The sequence below is a fragment of the Vibrio crassostreae 9ZC13 genome (genome assembly GCF_000272045.2).
Taxonomy (GTDB): Bacteria; Pseudomonadota; Gammaproteobacteria; order Enterobacterales; family Vibrionaceae; genus Vibrio; species Vibrio crassostreae_C.
The window spans coordinates 61853-77093 of the sequence record NZ_AJYZ02000002.1 but is presented as its reverse complement, the minus strand read 5'-3'; the positions used below and the strand labels follow the sequence as shown (position 1 = coordinate 77093).

Here is a 15241-nt window from a genome sequence, read left to right as displayed (position 1 = left end):
ATAACGTTGTATTCAACAGTGATTAAAGAATTAAGGAAAAACCATGTCTGAGATGACTCCTCGCGAAATTGTTCACGAACTCAATCGCCACATTATCGGCCAAGACAACGCTAAGCGCTCAGTGGCTATCGCTCTTCGTAACCGCTGGCGGCGTATGCAGCTTGAAGAAAGCCTACGTGTTGAAGTATCGCCAAAAAACATCCTGATGATTGGCCCAACGGGTGTAGGTAAAACTGAAATCGCTCGCCGCCTAGCGAAATTAGCAAACGCGCCTTTCATCAAGGTAGAAGCGACTAAGTTCACCGAAGTGGGTTACGTTGGTAAAGAAGTTGAAACCATCATCCGTGATCTAACGGACGTTGCGATCAAGATGACGCACCAACAAGCGATGGAAAAAGTACAATACCGCGCTGAAGAACAAGCTGAAGAACGCATTCTTGATGCCCTTCTACCACCAGCGCGTGATGCTTGGGGTCAGAACGAGCAATCAACTGAAGACACAACCTCTTCAAACACTCGTCAGATTTTCCGCAAAAAACTGCGTGAAGGTAAGCTAGATGACAAAGAGATTGAAGTTGATGTAGCCGCACCGCAAATGGGCGTTGAAATCATGTCACCTCCAGGCATGGAAGAGATGACAAACCAGCTGCAAGGCATGTTCCAAAACCTAGCGGGCGACACCAAGAAAAAGCGTAAGATGAAAATCAAAGACGCATTCAAAGCACTGACGGAAGAAGAAGCTGCGAAGCTTGTGAACCAAGAAGAGCTGAAAGAGAACGCGATCTTCAACGCTGAAAACAACGGCATCGTATTCATCGATGAGATCGACAAAATCTGTAAGCGTGGCGACAGTTCAGGCCCAGATGTATCTCGCGAAGGTGTTCAGCGTGACCTACTGCCTCTTATCGAAGGCAGCACAGTATCAACCAAGCACGGTATGGTTAAAACTGACCACATCTTGTTTATCACATCAGGCGCATTCCAAGTGGCTAAGCCATCTGACCTGATCCCTGAGCTACAAGGTCGTCTACCAATCCGCGTAGAACTTGAAGCACTATCAGCACATGACTTCAAACGCATCCTAACTGAGCCAAAAGCATCTCTAACAGAGCAATACATTGCCCTAATGAAAACAGAAGATGTCAACATTGAGTTCACTGAAGATGGCATCAACCAGATTGCGGACGCAGCATGGCGCGTAAACGAAACCACTGAGAACATCGGTGCGCGTCGTCTACACACAGTGATGGAGCGTCTAATGGATGAGATTTCATTCGAAGCAACAGACAAAGCTGGCAGCAAGCTAGTGATTGATGAAGCTTACGTAACATCGAAACTTGGCGAATTCGTTGAAGACGAAGACCTAAGCCGCTTCATCCTGTAGCACACCAAACTCTAACTTATTGCTCTATCTCAAAGAAATAGCAGCTAATAAGCGAATTCAAGGCCCACTTTCGAGTGGGCTTTTTATTACCCGAAAAATGGGCGTATACTCAAATCACAGTATGAAACGAAGACTTACAAAGAATTAGACCTACGATGAAACAATCTCTACTGATCTGGCTTGATGCCGCACGACCAAAAACTCTGCCTCTCGCACTTGTCTCTATTCTTACAGGAAGTAGTTTAGCGTTCGCCGGTGGTCAGTTTTCTTTATCGATAGCCCTACTGGCATTTTTAACCGCCACCCTATTACAGATTTTATCGAACCTAGCCAATGACTATGGCGACGCCGTAAAAGGCACAGACAACGAAAATCGTCTGGGGCCAACACGTGCCATGCAATCTGGCGCGGTAACAGCGAAAACCATGAAGCAAGCGATCATCCTCAACATCGTGTTTACTATGGTCGCTGGGCTGATTCTTATTTTTCATGCCTTAACCTCGATTGAAAGTATCTTATCTTTCATTGCGTTAGGCATATTAGCCATTGTTGCTGCCATCGCTTATACCGTCGGTAATAAGCCTTATGGCTATATTGGCCTTGGCGACTTATCGGTATTTATCTTCTTCGGTTTATTAGGTGTTTCAGGGACTTACTTCTTGCACACTGGCCATGTTGAACCAAGCCTATTCCTTCCGGCATTGGGCTGTGGCTTGATGGCGGTTGCGGTACTCAATATCAACAACATGCGTGATATCGAAAACGACAGCGAATGTGGTAAGCGCACCATGGCGGTTCGCCTAGGACAACGCAAAGCCAAACACTATCATTTTGCTCTGCTTGGCCTCGCCCTTGCGTCTTTCGCTATCTACCTGCTTATTCAAGAAAAACCGGCCTGGATCAGCCTGCCGTTTTTGCTGAGCATTATTATTGTTTACAAGCATGGCAAAGCCGTTTGGGAAACCGAAAAGCCAGCGCAAATTGCACCAATGATGCCCGTGATTGTGAAATGCTCACTGGTCACTAACCTATTGTTTGCAGGGGTTGTCGTAGCTCAAACTCTATTGAGTTAAATGAGACTAATCATTGCAAAGGGATCAAGCGCCGATATACTCAAAGTAAGCTCATTGTTCAAAAGGTATACTAATGGAATACAACACTTCAGCACTGTGCGACATATATTTGGATCAAGTTGATGTCGTGGAGCCAATGTTCAGCAACTTCGGTGGACGTGCATCCTTCGCAGGACAGATCACGACATTAAAGTGTTTTGAAGACAACGCTTTGATTCGCTCTGTACTAGAGCAAGACGGTCTGGGGCGTGTGTTGTTAATCGATGGGGGCGGCTCACTACGTAAAGCGCTGATCGATGCTGAGATAGCCCTACTTGCCGAAAACAATGAGTGGGAAGGGATTGTGGTTTACGGGTGCGTTCGTGAAGTCGATGAGCTTGAAGACATGAACCTAGGTATCCAAGCCTTGGCTTCTATCCCTGTTGGTGCGAGCCAAGAAGGTGTCGGTGAATTAGACGTTCCAGTGAACTTTGGCAGCGTGACCTTCTTACCTGAAGATTACCTCTACGCAGACAACACTGGCATCATTCTTTCTGCCGAACCTCTAGATGTAGAACTCGATTTGGATGTCGAGGAAGAAGACGTCGAGTAACTCTCACTCAGCTTCAAATAATAAAACAAATCATAAGAACACAAACAAAAACGCCCGCTACTGAGTAGCGGGCGTTTTTTTTAAATCTGAAGAGTCGATTACTCTACTTCATCCATTTTACCAAGAAGGTTACGGATGCGATCTTGCCATGCTGAATGCTCTTCCTGCATTTGCTGAGTTTTTTGCTCTAGCTCGTGACGGCTTGCTTTAAGCTCACCAGCTTCTGTTGCTAGTGCTTGTTTCTCTTCTTTAAGCTCTTCCACTTCCATTTGAAGAAGTGCAATTGTATCTACTGCTGTTTGAATTTTTGCTTCTAGCTGCTCTAGTACTTCAAAAGACATTCTGGCCTACCTTTAAGTTATCCGTTTGATGGTGAAGGTTCACTCCACTTATTTCCCCATTCTACTCAGCAGAGCAAGGATAAACACTCAATATATTCGATATTTTGCGCCATTCGATGAAAAAAACAGCGCTTTTTACCGAATATTGACGTGAACGATTACCGCCACAACGGCAAACCGATTATTTTGATGAATAATAACTGTTTTCCACTGCGAATTGATCGAGAGCAATCTCCAAAAAACAAAAAGGCAAACGTTTCCTTTTGGATATGGTAAAATTCGCCGCGAAATTTCTATTCCCCCTTTGAAAATTTTGGAGTCCGCATGAAACGCGATTTAGCAATGTCATTCTCTCGTGTCACAGAAGGTGCAGCACTAGCTGGTTACAAGTGGCTTGGCCGTGGCGATAAAAACGCTGCAGATGGCGCTGCTGTAGAAGTAATGCGTAGCCTATTAAACAAAACCGAAATTAGCGGTGAGATTGTTATCGGCGAAGGTGAAATCGATGATGCACCTATGCTATACATCGGCGAAAACGTAGGTGTGGGCGGCGACGCTGTCGACATCGCAGTTGACCCAATTGAAGGGACACGCATGACAGCAATGGGCCAATCAAATGCATTGGCTGTATTGGCTGCGGGCGAAAAAGGCAGCTTCCTTAAAGCGCCTGATATGTACATGGAAAAGTTGGTTGTTGGCCCTGGCGCTAAAGGCGTGATTGACCTAGAACTGCCACTAACAGAAAACCTAGAAAACATCGCTAAAGCACTAGGTAAAACACTTGATACTCTAGTCGTAACCACGCTTGCTAAGCCTCGTCATGATCAAGTCATCGCCGACATGCAAGCAATGGGCGTTCGTGTATTTGCTGTGCCAGACGGTGATGTTGCGGCTTCTATCTTAACCTGTATGCCAGACAGTGAAGTAGACGTCATGTACTGCATCGGCGGCGCACCTGAAGGTGTGGTCTCGGCGGCGGTAATTCGCGCACTCGACGGCGACATGCACGGTCGTCTTCTACCTCGCCACGAAGTGAAAGGCGACACAGAAGAGAACCGCAAGCACGGTGAACTTGAACTTGAGCGCTGCGCAGAAATGGGCGTAACGGCGGGTATCGTATTGAAGATGGAAGACATGGCACGCAGCGACAACGTTGTATTCTCAGCAACAGGCATCACTAAGGGTGACTTGCTAGAAGGTATTTCTCGTCAAGGTAATATCGCAACCACAGAAACCCTGCTTATCCGTGGCCGCTGCCGTACAATTCGCCGCATCAAATCTATCCACTACCTAGAGCGTAAAGATCCAGAAGTAGTAGGTCATATCCTGTAAGCCTAAATTCGGTGAAACAGAATATTCCAAGGCTGATACCTAGTATCAGCCTTTTGTTTTATTAGCGCACCAGAATCTGACCATGGCAGCCAATAGAGTAAAACGCTATCTATAGAGTAAATTATCATCAATATAGTAAATGGTTTGCTTTATAAACACCTTGCCTCATAATAGTAAGGTTCATTAGGTAGGGATAGTATGAAAACAAGCGACAGAATCTTACAGACCATTAAGCGTCAAGGCGCGGTAACCGCGAAACAACTGTCAGAAGAATTTGGCATGACGACAATGGGGGCAAGGCAACATCTGCAAAGCCTGGAAGATGACGGTATTCTTGCGTTTCATGATGTGAAAGTGAAAGTGGGTCGCCCGACTCGCCACTGGTCCCTGACTCAACAAGGTCATAACCAATTTTCAGACCGACATGGTGAACTCACCATTCAAGTGATTGATGCTGTCGAGAATCTATTTGGTAAAGAAGGGCTGGCTAAGGTTGCTGCCGAGCGTGAACAACACACTCTTAAGCAGTATCAAACTGCGCTGTCTGGCTGTGATTCACTCATCAGCAAGCTTAAAAAACTCACCCAGCTTCGTGAAGACGAAGGCTACATGGCTGAGCTTCAAGAGCATGATGATCACTACATCTTAATTGAGAACCACTGCCCTATCTGTAAGGCTGCAACTCGCTGCCCTAGCCTGTGCCAATCTGAGCTCAACGTGTTTACTGAGTTACTAAAAGATGAGTGTCACGTGAGCCGTACAGAGCACATCATTGCTGGCGAACGACGCTGCACTTACACCTTAACACCCGCCCTTTGATTGCAAAGGTAATCGGCTAATACCGTCTCAATATTGAGAAAATACAAATAGATTAAAATTTGTACAGATTTCTTTCTTAAGCTTAGAGCATATGAAACACGCTTAATGCTAAGGAAGGAATGATGGCGCATCCACAACCCGCTCAAAAACTGCCACCCTTTGATGAACTTGTCCAACTCGCGAAAAGCGACCCGAAAGCATTCAATCAATTCAAACACGAGATGTGCGAACAGATGATTTGTTCGGCTTCAGACGTGATGCAAGACCGACTTCGTGCGCAGCAAAGTCACATCGACTTAGTGGTTAGCCGTTGTAAAAACCCACACCACGCCAATGTCGTACTCATGCAAGAGCTGCGCTGTCAGGTCTGTAAGTTCCAAGATGCACTCGAAGGGCGCTGCGGCTTTGAAGAATCTCTGCCTGAAAATGTCGTGCCTTTTAAGCCGAATACTGAACCTAAAATGTACTGAAATTAGCAAAGCACTAAAAAGAAAAAGGGAGCGTAATGCCCCCTTCTTATTGGTTCGCTGTTCAATATTTACATGGGTCTTCGCCGTAGTCATTACGGCCTTCTGTACCTTTCAACAAACCACACTCAATCAGAATCCAGAAACCACACACTAATGCCGCGACGGTTGCCGCCATATGAATTGGCGATACCGGCTCTGTCGTCGTTGCAACCATTGGCGAAGCTAAACGACCCAATACTAATGGCACATTCAATAGTAGCCAGTAATTAGACTTATTGCGGTCGTGCCAGCGCTTAGCGGTTACCGCAAGGTCTGGGATCACAAGCATCAATAGGATGATTGGTAGCAGGATATAAGAGTAAGCAGGGAACAACACAGAGATACCTGAAGCAAAACCGGTAATCGCTATGTAGTAGAAAACATTCCAAATCCAGTAAGTCTTACGACCAATTCTCCCCTTGAAAGAGAGCAGTAATTCTTTCATCGACATCTTAAATACTCAAATTTATACGCCGCTAAAAGTCAGCAGCAATGGTTAGTTTATTACTTTTTGAAAGCAACTTTTATCCATATCACGAATATTCACCGTTAAGCTTCTTACATGACTCGCTTGTTCTTGCAGGATCTGCATTAACGATCGTGACAATTCTCGCTTTTGCTCTTCCGTTCGTCCCGAAAGTAACTCAAAGCTGATATGAATAAAGTCTACACTATCTTCCTCATCACCGACCAACCAATTATGGCAACGCAGTGAACGAGATTTCACTGATGGCACATCAAACAAGCCACATGTGAGAGCGACTTGGTGGAGATCTTCCAGTAAGCCTTGGATATTTACTCGCTCATCCACTGAATTGGAGTACTCTAGAACTAGATTCGGCATTGTTACTTCCTGTTGTTAACGCAATCGTTTGTCCCTTAATAACAACTAACGATGAAAAATCCGAGAAGTTAGCTATTATTCTGTCTGCCGGATCACTGATATATGCTCAAAATCTACTCTGACCATTGAGTAAGATCCAAGAAAGTCATGACCACAGTCATGATCTGTTGATATTAATCTGTTATATTATTTCGTAATAAAGTTTACTTTTTTACATTCGATTTATTTAAATACTTTGGAGATATTCCTATGCGTCATCCTGTAGTTATGGGTAACTGGAAACTAAACGGCAGCAAAGAAATGGTTGTTGATCTACTAAACGGTCTTAACGCTGAACTTGAAGGCGTAACAGGCGTAGACGTAGCAGTTGCTCCACCAGCACTTTTCGTTGATCTAGCAGAGCGTACGCTTACTGAAGCGGGCAGCGCGATCATCCTAGGTGCTCAAAACTCTGACCTAAACAACAGCGGTGCATTCACTGGCGACATGTCTCCAGCAATGCTTAAAGAGTTCGGCGCATCTCACATCATCATCGGTCACTCTGAGCGTCGTGAATACCACAACGAATCAGATGAGTTCGTAGCTAAGAAATTCGCATTCCTAAAAGAGAACGGCCTAACTCCAGTTCTTTGTATCGGTGAATCTGAAGCACAAAACGAAGCAGGCGAAACTGTTGCAGTATGTGCTCGTCAACTTGACGCTGTTATCAACACTCAAGGTGTTGAAGCTCTTGAAGGCGCTATCATCGCTTACGAACCAATCTGGGCTATCGGTACTGGTAAAGCAGCTACAGCTGAAGATGCACAACGCATCCACGCTCAAATCCGTGCACACATCGCAGAGAAATCTGAAGAAGTTGCTAAGAAAGTTGTTATCCAATACGGCGGTTCTGTTAAGCCAGAAAACGCAGCAGCTTACTTCGCACAACCAGACATCGACGGTGCTCTAGTTGGCGGCGCAGCTCTAGACGCGAAAAGCTTCGCAGCTATCGCTAAAGCAGCAGCTGAAGCAAAAGCTTAATTTAAACCTCACCGTTTAGATTAGATGAAAGGTCAACTTAGGTTGGCCTTTTTTATTACCTGTCGTTTCTGAAACCCAAACGGCAGGCACAAAAAAACCGCTGAATAATCAGCGGTTTTTAAATTCTTTAAGCTAACGCTAAGCGTGTCTTAGAACAACTCTTCTGCAACGCGGAACAGCTCAGAACGGTCTGGGTTCTGCATGTTCTCGATACAGTCGATGATGTCGTGGTGAACAAGTTCTTCTTTCTCGATACCAACACAACGACCACCGTGACCTTCTTGAAGAAGGTGAACAGCGTAGTTACCCATACGAGAAGCCAATACACGGTCAAATGCAGTAGGACGACCACCACGTTGGATGTGACCAAGAACCGTTGCACGAGTTTCACGACCTGTTGAAGATTCGATCTCTTTAGCCAGTTCGTTAGCATCCATCATTAGCTCAGTTAGAGCGATGATTGCGTGCTTCTTACCTTTCGCAATACCATCTTGGATGTTGCTGATAAGCTGTTCTTTATCTAGGCCAGTCTCTGGAGTAATGATGTACTCACAACCACCCGCGATTGCTGACATAAGCGTAAGGTCACCACAGTGACGGCCCATGATTTCAACAATAGAAATACGTTGGTGAGAAGAAGACGTGTCACGTAGACGGTCAATTGAATCAATAACAGTGTTAAGCGCTGTTAGGTAACCGATTGTGTAGTCAGTACCCGCGATATCGTTATCGATTGTGCCTGGAAGACCAATACATGGGTAACCCATTTCAGTCAGCTTCTTAGCACCCATGTAAGAACCGTCACCACCGATAACAACAAGTGCTTCGATACCGTGCTTCTTAAGGTTCTCAATGCCTTTCTCACGAACAGCAACGTCTTTAAATTCAGGGAAACGTGCAGAACCTAAGAAAGTACCACCACGGTTGATCACGTCAGATACGCTTGAACGGTCAAGCTTTTCGATACGGTCTTCAACAAGGCCTTGGTAGCCATCGTAAATACCGTAAACTTCAATGCCAACTGATAACGCAGTACGAACAACGCCGCGAACTGCTGCGTTCATACCTGGAGCGTCACCACCACTGGTCAAAACACCGATCTTCTTAATCATGCTCACCCTCGATTTTTGGGAATCTATTATTCAATTCTTGTTCTTGCTGATTGTATATCAACAAGATTTTAAATCTATATTTGTGCGTTATGTTACATTTCCTCAACAGGAATAGCACTCAAATCGCGTAAAATTATGTAACATTTCTACTTCTGTAAGAGTATTACAGTTTTACTCAATAACTTTGTTGATTCACATCAGAATCAACATTAATTGTTACTAAGGTGGTTTTTGAATCACCTAACAGTTAATAATTTTTACTCACTTTAGTTCAAAAGCCACTCACTTACCATTTGCCCGCTGATTTTTAGCACGCATTACCACGAGTGGAATTTCTGCTGCTTCTCTGGTCCAAATACGACCGAATACGGGTCTTGGTGAATTAATACATCAGCATCAGGGAACACGGAGATAAGCTTAGCCTCTACTTCGTCAGAAATGCGATGCGCTTCAATAAGTGGGATATTATCTTCCAATTCTAGATGCAGTTGGATGAAGCGTATTGGCCCCGAGCGACGCGTTCGTAATTGATGCACACCCAACACGCCTTCCACGCTCAATGATGTCTCTTTAATCTGTTTCAGCTCATCATCTGGCAGCTTATGATCAAGCAGAGACTGAACCGCTTCCATCGCCATTTGATAAGCGCTGTACAGAATGTAGATACCTATACCCACCGCAAATACAGAGTCCGCTTGGCCAAGCCCAAACCAACTCAATGCCAGTGCCAGCATAATCGCGGCGTTCATATAAAGGTCTGATTGATAGTGCAATGAATCGGCTGCAATAGCTTGGCTACCCGTTTTGTTGACCACATGTTTTTGGAAGCGAACCAGACCAAAGGTCATCACTATCGCGAACAGGCTGACGTAGATACCAATTTCTGGAGAGTTCAGTTCATGAGGTCGGAAGAAGCGCTCAATACCATTGAGAATAAGGAAACATGCAGAGCCTGAAATAAACATTGCCTGCGCTAATGCAGCGAGAGATTCAGCCTTACCATGACCAAAGGTGTGCTCTTTGTCGGCAGGCTGCAGAGAGTAACGAACCACGATAAGGTTAACGACAGAGGCCGCGATATCCAGCATTGAATCCACGACGGAAGCCAACAGACTCACGGAACCTGTCACCCACCAAGCTGCGACTTTCACTATCAATAAAATAGTGGCGATGGTGGTGGCTGCCCAAGCGGCGAGCGTAACTAAACGTGCGTATTCTTGTTTCATAACTTGGCTATAAAGTGACTGATAGCACAAAGTATAACCTGCAAACCACCAATTGAATATGACAGCCATGATGTAAAACATTCATTTTTAAGGATCAAAAAAAGCGACACTCGGCCGCTTCTTTCTAAACACTTTCATTCAACGCTGATTTTTCAAGCAATGAATTACTTGTCTTTGTTCATGCGTTTTCCCATTTTGTCAGCACACTTAGTCATGCGCTCTTGTTGGATTTCTTTCAGTTGAGTCTTTTGCTCAGCCGTTAGTACGCTCATCATTTGGTGTTGCTTCTTAAGCATTGCTACGCGACGCTCAGTTTGCTTCTCAACCATTTGGCTTGCTAGGTCGTTTGCTGCTGCTTCGTCAAAGTTGTCAGCAAGTACCAATGCTTGAACCTTTTCGTGATGCGCTTTCATTTGCGCCATTTTTGCCGTTTTGTTTGCACCGCGCTTTGCTTTCATCTCAGCACGGTCTGCTTCACGCATCTCTTTTAACTGTTCTTTTTGAGCGTCGGTTAGGTCTAGTTGGCGCATTACTTTTTTATCGAAACCGCCACACTTGTCGTGCATACCTTTGTGGTCACCTTTATCACCACCACCGTAAGCATACGCGCTTGCTGTACCAAAAATAAGTGGAAGTGCCGCAGCTGCTAGTACAAGTTTCTTAGTCATTTTCATAATTGTTGCCTCAATTCGGTATAATAAGTCATGTGTTGCGTCTGTTTCTCAGCGCTTAGATATAGATTAGTCTTTCCCTCGTAAAGTGACGTTTAGAAAGCGTAAAGAATCGTAAAGAGTGAAAGTTGACGAATAATTAGCAGTATTATTAACCTGTAAATAGTAGATAACCGATTAAGGCTTCCCAATGGCGAACATTCTTCTTATTGATGACGACACCGAGTTAACCAGCTTACTCAAAGACATTCTGAGCTTTGAGGGCTTCACTGTTTCCGAAGCCAATGATGGCTATGCAGGGCTGGAAGCTATCAATGATGAGATTGACCTGATTCTTTTGGATGTGATGATGCCGCGTCTTAATGGCATGGAAACACTAAAGAAACTGAGAGAAAATTGGGAAACACCAGTGCTGATGCTGACCGCAAAAGGCGAAGAGATCGACCGTGTGATTGGTCTTGAGCTTGGCGCGGACGATTACCTGCCTAAACCTTTCAGTGACCGAGAATTGTTAGCGCGTATTAGAGCTATCTTGCGTCGAACTCAAACCGCCACCGCGCCTAAAGCGGCCAGTGATAGAGTTCAATATCAAGACATCGAAGTTTTCCCGGGTAAACAAGAAGCCTACTGCAATGGTGAGCTCATCGATCTCACCACCACCGAGTTCGCTCTACTGAGTCACCTTATCCAAAACCCAGGGCAAGTGATCACCAAAGAAGCATTGAGCCTAGATGTATTAGGTAAAAGGCTCGCAGCGTTTGACCGTGCGATAGACATGCACATCTCCAACCTGCGTAAGAAAATTCCTGAGCGCACTGACGGTAAATCACGCATCAAAACCTTACGAGGCCGTGGCTACTTATTGGTAGAGGAAGATTAATGCGTATACCTAAAATCACCAGCTTATATGGACGTATCTTTGCTATCTTTTGGTTCACCATGTTACTGGTGCTTTTGTCGGTGCTGTCACTTCCCCATTTAGACCCTCGAGTCGCGCGCGATGTGCCTGCAGATCACCTCGATAAACTCGAGCGTATCGCTAAAATCACAGAGAAACGCTACGCCAAAGAACCAAATCTGGGCAAGATTGTCTTCCAACTTGAGGCACCACGCAGCCGCAAGGATTCTCGCGCTCGCATCTATCTGACCGATCTTGAGGGCGCAGTCCTTACCTCGAAAAGGCATTCAGACTACAAACTTAAAGCGATTCGCAACTTTGTTACCTCGATAGATAACCCTGAAGTGCCGAAACAAAAACTGTACGGACACTACATGGTGGCAGGTCCAGTACCCATCAAACTCGCGGGTGAAGAGTTGTTGATGTACGCCGGAATAAAGTGGACTCAACCACCTCCGTTCTTGTTACGCCTGTTTGATAGACCTCTGCAGTTACTGCTTGCGGTTATGCTGGCGAGTACCCCGCTATTGCTTTGGCTAGCTTGGGCACTGAGTCAACCCGCTCGCAGGCTAGAACGCGCGGCACAACGCGTGGCGAAAGGTCAATTCGAGGTCGATCCAACACTCGAAAAAGGTACTTCAGAGTTCAGACAAGCTGGTGAAAGCTTTAACCAGATGGTAGAAGCGGTAAACCAGATGATTTCGGGGCAACAACGCCTGCTCTCTGATATCTCACACGAGCTCCGCTCGCCACTGACACGTCTTCGCATGGCCAATGCACTGGCGATTCGTAAACAAGGCGAGAGCCAAGAGTTAGAACGCATTGATACCGAAGCACAGCGTTTGGAACAGATGATCAGTGAGCTGCTGACGCTATCTCGTATGCAGGTCGACAGCCATATTACTCGTGAGGTTCAGCCTATCTCGAGCCTATGGGAAGAGATCTTAAAAGACGCAGAGTTTGAAGCCGAACAGATGGGCAAACAACTGACGTTCTCGGAGATCCCAGAACGCTCTATTTCGGGGAACCCTAAACTGCTGATGAGTGCGCTAGACAACATTACACGCAATGCCATCTACTACGGTAAAGACCAAGTGGATGTACAGTTCCATGTGGTTCAAGATCAGCTAACAATTTGCGTCAATGATAATGGTGATGGTGTTCCAGAGGATGAACTCGATTCTATCTTCAGACCTTTTTACCGTGTCTCAACAGCGCGTGACAGAAACTCTGGCGGCACAGGGCTTGGATTAACCATTACTGAAAGTGCGATTCGCCAACACAGCGGAACCATCACCGCAACCCGCAGCCAGCTCGGTGGATTACAACTCGAAATCACCCTGCCTATCTTACCGGTGTAATACCCCCACAAAGATCGCAGTTGATAATGATTGTCATTACCATTATGGTAAATCCTCTAATTAAGGAGGATTTACCATGTCGCACACTTTCCCTGCTTTACCCTACGCTTACGATGCCCTAGAGCCTTACATTGACGCTAAGACAATGGAAGTGCATTACAGCAAGCACCATAGAACCTACTACGATAAGTTTGTTGCGACGGTGTCTGGCAGCGAGCTAGAACAGCAATCTCTGACCGAGATCTTCGCCAACATCTCTCAGCACAGCCCGGCTGTTCGTAACAATGGCGGTGGCTACTACAATCACATCTTGTACTGGAACTGCATGTCGCGAGACGGCGGTGGTGAACCTACGGGCGAGCTTGGTGAGGCTATCAAGAGTACCTTCGGTGATTTCGAGACATTCCAAGATCAGTTCGCCCAAGCGGCGATCAATACCTTTGGCTCCGGCTTTGCTTGGCTAGTGGTAGAGCAAGGGCAACTGAAGATCATCTCAACCTCGAACCAAGATAATCCGTGGATGGATACCGTTGTCAGTGATGGCGAACCGATTCTTGCGCTCGATGTTTGGGAACACGCCTACTACATCAGCTACCAAAACCGTCGTCCTGATTACATCAACGCATGGTGGAATGTGGTGAATTGGAAGGCGGTTGCTGAAAACTACGCACAAGCACTCGCGAATAAAGCGTAAGCGAATGGTGGTGAACTGTACTCACTCAGCTTGCCACCGTATACTCGGGCTATCTTTGATTACTCTTGTGAACCAACATGTTTGATATCGCTCTATACGAACCAGAAATTGCACCCAATACGGGTAACATCATCCGCCTATGTGCTAACTGCGGCGCAAATCTGCACCTGATTGAACCGCTTGGCTTTGATTTTGAAGAGAAGAAGGTTCGTCGTGCTGGATTGGATTACCACGACCTTGCGCGAGTTAAGCGTCACAAGAACCTAGAAGCTTTCCTTGAGTATCTTGAGAATGAACGCGAGGGTGACTTCCGCATCTTTGCCTGCACCACTAAAACGACAGGTCACCACGTTGATGCAAAATTCCAACAAGGTGATGTGTTGATGTTTGGCCCAGAGACTCGCGGCCTGCCTGCTGAGTTCATTGAAAGCATGCCAATGGAACAACGCATTCGTATTCCAATGATGCCAGACGCGCGCAGCCTGAACCTGTCTAACGCAGTGGCAATCATTGCTTTTGAAGCATGGCGACAAATGGGTTTTGAAGGCGCGGTATAACCGAACACTCAAGCTTATCTTTTATCTGTTATCTGTTATCGATAGTAAACAGTAAGTAACAGCTAGCGACAGACAATAAAAAAGGCTCTTACCATTATCACTTTCTTGCGAAGGATAAAGGTAAGAGCCTTTTCTGTTTTCCCTCTATATAAAGAGAGAAAAAATTAATTAGTTTAAGCGGTTACGATCGTTGTCGTCGTCTTTCTTCTCAAACTCACCTTCAAAGGTGTTGCCGTCTTTTGATTGGTCAGATGGATCGCGATTGAATGGGTCTTGTCCAAATGGGCTCTGGCCAAAACCAGCTTGTCCACCGGCATGGAAACCACCAGACATGTTGGTCACCACCATTTTTTCCATCATTTTCTTGGCAATCATCGCTCTTGGTGCTGGCAATAATACCAACATACCGAGTGCGTCCGTCATAAAACCCGGAGTCAGCAGCAATACACCGGCAACTGCAAGCATCACGCCTTCAAGAATCTGTTGTGCTGGCATTTCGCCTTGTTGCAAACGACCTTGCACAGACATAAGTGTCTGAATGCCTTGGCTACGAACCAGCGATGCACCCACAAATGCAGTGATCAAAACCAACGCAATAGTTGGCCACAATCCTAAGAAGCCACCAACTTGAATAAATAGCCCAATCTCAATGATGGGTACGAAGATAAATAGTAATAATAAGATAGGAAACACACGCCCTCCTTTGTTACTTGCAGTTTACGCTGAAAGCCCTAACAATCTCAAATTTATCCTGTAAATAAGCGTGTTTATTGACCAAGAATAACTTTGCAAAATATTGACGAAACAA

18 protein-coding genes are annotated in these 15241 nt (G+C 45.6%); 11 read left to right on the top strand and 7 right to left on the bottom strand.

From position 1 onward, the window contains the following. Positions 1-43 precede the first annotated feature (43 nt). The 3 genes from hslU (at position 44) to rraA (ending at position 3049) form a co-directional block, all read left to right on the top strand. Complete coding sequence (gene hslU / locus A136_RS00355) at positions 44-1384, top strand: HslU--HslV peptidase ATPase subunit (RefSeq protein WP_017061150.1); 1341 nt, start codon at positions 44-46, stop codon at positions 1382-1384. A gap of 155 nt (positions 1385-1539) precedes the next feature. Next, the gene (locus tag A136_RS00350; protein WP_017063676.1) at positions 1540-2457 is read left to right on the top strand and encodes a 1,4-dihydroxy-2-naphthoate polyprenyltransferase; all 918 of its coding nucleotides are present in this window, start codon (positions 1540-1542) and stop codon (positions 2455-2457) included. A 73-nt stretch (positions 2458-2530) separates the two neighbouring features. Then, entirely contained in the window at positions 2531-3049 is a 519-nt protein-coding gene (gene rraA / locus A136_RS00345) for a ribonuclease E activity regulator RraA (protein WP_017063675.1), read from the top strand. Between the two features lie 98 nt (positions 3050-3147). Here rraA and zapB read toward each other — a convergent pair whose 3' ends face one another. Further along, positions 3148-3390, bottom strand: a complete 243-nt coding sequence (gene zapB / locus A136_RS00340; protein ID WP_008219652.1) for a cell division protein ZapB — start codon at positions 3388-3390, stop codon at positions 3148-3150. A gap of 324 nt (positions 3391-3714) precedes the next feature. On the opposite strand from zapB, the gene glpX reads away from it, so the two are divergent. From glpX to A136_RS00325, 3 genes are all read left to right on the top strand, one after another. Continuing rightward, positions 3715-4722, top strand: coding sequence for a class II fructose-bisphosphatase (glpX, locus tag A136_RS00335; RefSeq protein WP_017061153.1), 1008 nt, complete (start codon positions 3715-3717; stop codon positions 4720-4722). Between the two features lie 198 nt (positions 4723-4920). After that, the gene (locus A136_RS00330; protein WP_017063674.1) at positions 4921-5541 is read left to right on the top strand and encodes a helix-turn-helix transcriptional regulator; all 621 of its coding nucleotides are present in this window, start codon (positions 4921-4923) and stop codon (positions 5539-5541) included. Positions 5542-5663: 122 nt separating this feature from the next. Beyond that, positions 5664-6011, top strand: coding sequence for a DUF3135 domain-containing protein (locus A136_RS00325; RefSeq protein ID WP_017061155.1), 348 nt, complete (start codon positions 5664-5666; stop codon positions 6009-6011). 61 nt (positions 6012-6072) lie between these two features. On the opposite strand, the gene A136_RS00320 is transcribed toward A136_RS00325, so the two are convergent. Then, entirely contained in the window at positions 6073-6501 is a 429-nt protein-coding gene (locus tag A136_RS00320; RefSeq protein ID WP_017063673.1) for a DUF805 domain-containing protein, read from the bottom strand. Positions 6502-6546: 45 nt separating this feature from the next. Beyond that, positions 6547-6894: a 5-carboxymethyl-2-hydroxymuconate Delta-isomerase gene (locus tag A136_RS00315; protein ID WP_017061157.1), complete on the bottom strand. Its 348-nt coding sequence runs from the start codon at positions 6892-6894 to the stop codon at positions 6547-6549. A gap of 249 nt (positions 6895-7143) precedes the next feature. On the opposite strand from A136_RS00315, the gene tpiA reads away from it, so the two are divergent. Continuing rightward, the gene (tpiA, locus tag A136_RS00310; RefSeq protein WP_017061158.1) at positions 7144-7914 is read left to right on the top strand and encodes a triose-phosphate isomerase; all 771 of its coding nucleotides are present in this window, start codon (positions 7144-7146) and stop codon (positions 7912-7914) included. Positions 7915-8063: 149 nt separating this feature from the next. Here tpiA and pfkA read toward each other — a convergent pair whose 3' ends face one another. The 3 genes from pfkA to A136_RS00295 all read right to left on the bottom strand — a co-directional run bounded on the left by pfkA (position 8064) and on the right by A136_RS00295 (position 10926). Further along, positions 8064-9026 (bottom strand): 6-phosphofructokinase, encoded by a 963-nt coding sequence (gene pfkA / locus A136_RS00305; protein WP_017061160.1) that lies wholly within the window; start codon positions 9024-9026, stop codon positions 8064-8066. 317 nt (positions 9027-9343) lie between these two features. After that, entirely contained in the window at positions 9344-10252 is a 909-nt protein-coding gene (gene fieF / locus A136_RS00300) for a CDF family cation-efflux transporter FieF (RefSeq protein WP_017066567.1), read from the bottom strand. Between the two features lie 164 nt (positions 10253-10416). Further along, positions 10417-10926: a CpxP family protein gene (locus A136_RS00295; protein WP_017063671.1), complete on the bottom strand. Its 510-nt coding sequence runs from the start codon at positions 10924-10926 to the stop codon at positions 10417-10419. A gap of 187 nt (positions 10927-11113) precedes the next feature. On the opposite strand from A136_RS00295, the gene A136_RS00290 reads away from it, so the two are divergent. The 4 genes from A136_RS00290 to trmL all read left to right on the top strand — a co-directional run bounded on the left by A136_RS00290 (position 11114) and on the right by trmL (position 14433). Continuing rightward, positions 11114-11803, top strand: coding sequence for a response regulator (locus tag A136_RS00290; protein WP_017063670.1), 690 nt, complete (start codon positions 11114-11116; stop codon positions 11801-11803). After that, the gene (gene cpxA, locus A136_RS00285; protein ID WP_017061164.1) at positions 11803-13182 is read left to right on the top strand and encodes an envelope stress sensor histidine kinase CpxA; all 1380 of its coding nucleotides are present in this window, start codon (positions 11803-11805) and stop codon (positions 13180-13182) included. Before A136_RS00290 ends, cpxA begins: the two co-directional genes overlap by 1 nt. Before the next feature lie 76 nt (positions 13183-13258). Then, positions 13259-13876, top strand: coding sequence for a superoxide dismutase (locus A136_RS00280; protein WP_017063669.1), 618 nt, complete (start codon positions 13259-13261; stop codon positions 13874-13876). Between the two features lie 77 nt (positions 13877-13953). After that, positions 13954-14433: a tRNA (uridine(34)/cytosine(34)/5-carboxymethylaminomethyluridine(34)-2'-O)-methyltransferase TrmL gene (gene trmL / locus A136_RS00275; protein WP_009844716.1), complete on the top strand. Its 480-nt coding sequence runs from the start codon at positions 13954-13956 to the stop codon at positions 14431-14433. Between the two features lie 168 nt (positions 14434-14601). On the opposite strand, the gene A136_RS00270 is transcribed toward trmL, so the two are convergent. Beyond that, positions 14602-15126, bottom strand: coding sequence for an FxsA family protein (locus A136_RS00270; RefSeq protein ID WP_012604974.1), 525 nt, complete (start codon positions 15124-15126; stop codon positions 14602-14604). Between the last annotated feature and the right edge of the window lie 115 nt (positions 15127-15241).

Excerpts from the sequence above, each read along its gene's own strand:
- tpiA (WP_017061158.1), top strand. The coding sequence starts at position 7,144 with ATGCGTCATCCTGTAGTTATGGGTAACTGGAAACTAAACGGCAGCAAA.
- glpX (WP_017061153.1), top strand. The coding sequence starts at position 3,715 with ATGAAACGCGATTTAGCAATGTCATTCTCTCGTGTCACAGAAGGTGCA.
- A136_RS00315 (WP_017061157.1), bottom strand. The coding sequence starts at position 6,894 with ATGCCGAATCTAGTTCTAGAGTACTCCAATTCAGTGGATGAGCGAGTA.
- rraA (WP_017063675.1), top strand. The coding sequence starts at position 2,531 with ATGGAATACAACACTTCAGCACTGTGCGACATATATTTGGATCAAGTT.
- A136_RS00325 (WP_017061155.1), top strand. The coding sequence starts at position 5,664 with ATGGCGCATCCACAACCCGCTCAAAAACTGCCACCCTTTGATGAACTT.
- A136_RS00290 (WP_017063670.1), top strand. The coding sequence starts at position 11,114 with ATGGCGAACATTCTTCTTATTGATGACGACACCGAGTTAACCAGCTTA.
- A136_RS00295 (WP_017063671.1), bottom strand. The coding sequence starts at position 10,926 with ATGAAAATGACTAAGAAACTTGTACTAGCAGCTGCGGCACTTCCACTT.
- fieF (WP_017066567.1), bottom strand. The coding sequence starts at position 10,252 with ATGAAACAAGAATACGCACGTTTAGTTACGCTCGCCGCTTGGGCAGCC.
- zapB (WP_008219652.1), bottom strand. The coding sequence starts at position 3,390 with ATGTCTTTTGAAGTACTAGAGCAGCTAGAAGCAAAAATTCAAACAGCA.
- A136_RS00350 (WP_017063676.1), top strand. The coding sequence starts at position 1,540 with ATGAAACAATCTCTACTGATCTGGCTTGATGCCGCACGACCAAAAACT.
- pfkA (WP_017061160.1), bottom strand. The coding sequence starts at position 9,026 with ATGATTAAGAAGATCGGTGTTTTGACCAGTGGTGGTGACGCTCCAGGT.
- cpxA (WP_017061164.1), top strand. The coding sequence starts at position 11,803 with ATGCGTATACCTAAAATCACCAGCTTATATGGACGTATCTTTGCTATC.
- A136_RS00280 (WP_017063669.1), top strand. The coding sequence starts at position 13,259 with ATGTCGCACACTTTCCCTGCTTTACCCTACGCTTACGATGCCCTAGAG.
- trmL (WP_009844716.1), top strand. The coding sequence starts at position 13,954 with ATGTTTGATATCGCTCTATACGAACCAGAAATTGCACCCAATACGGGT.
- A136_RS00330 (WP_017063674.1), top strand. The coding sequence starts at position 4,921 with ATGAAAACAAGCGACAGAATCTTACAGACCATTAAGCGTCAAGGCGCG.
- A136_RS00320 (WP_017063673.1), bottom strand. The coding sequence starts at position 6,501 with ATGTCGATGAAAGAATTACTGCTCTCTTTCAAGGGGAGAATTGGTCGT.
- hslU (WP_017061150.1), top strand. The coding sequence starts at position 44 with ATGTCTGAGATGACTCCTCGCGAAATTGTTCACGAACTCAATCGCCAC.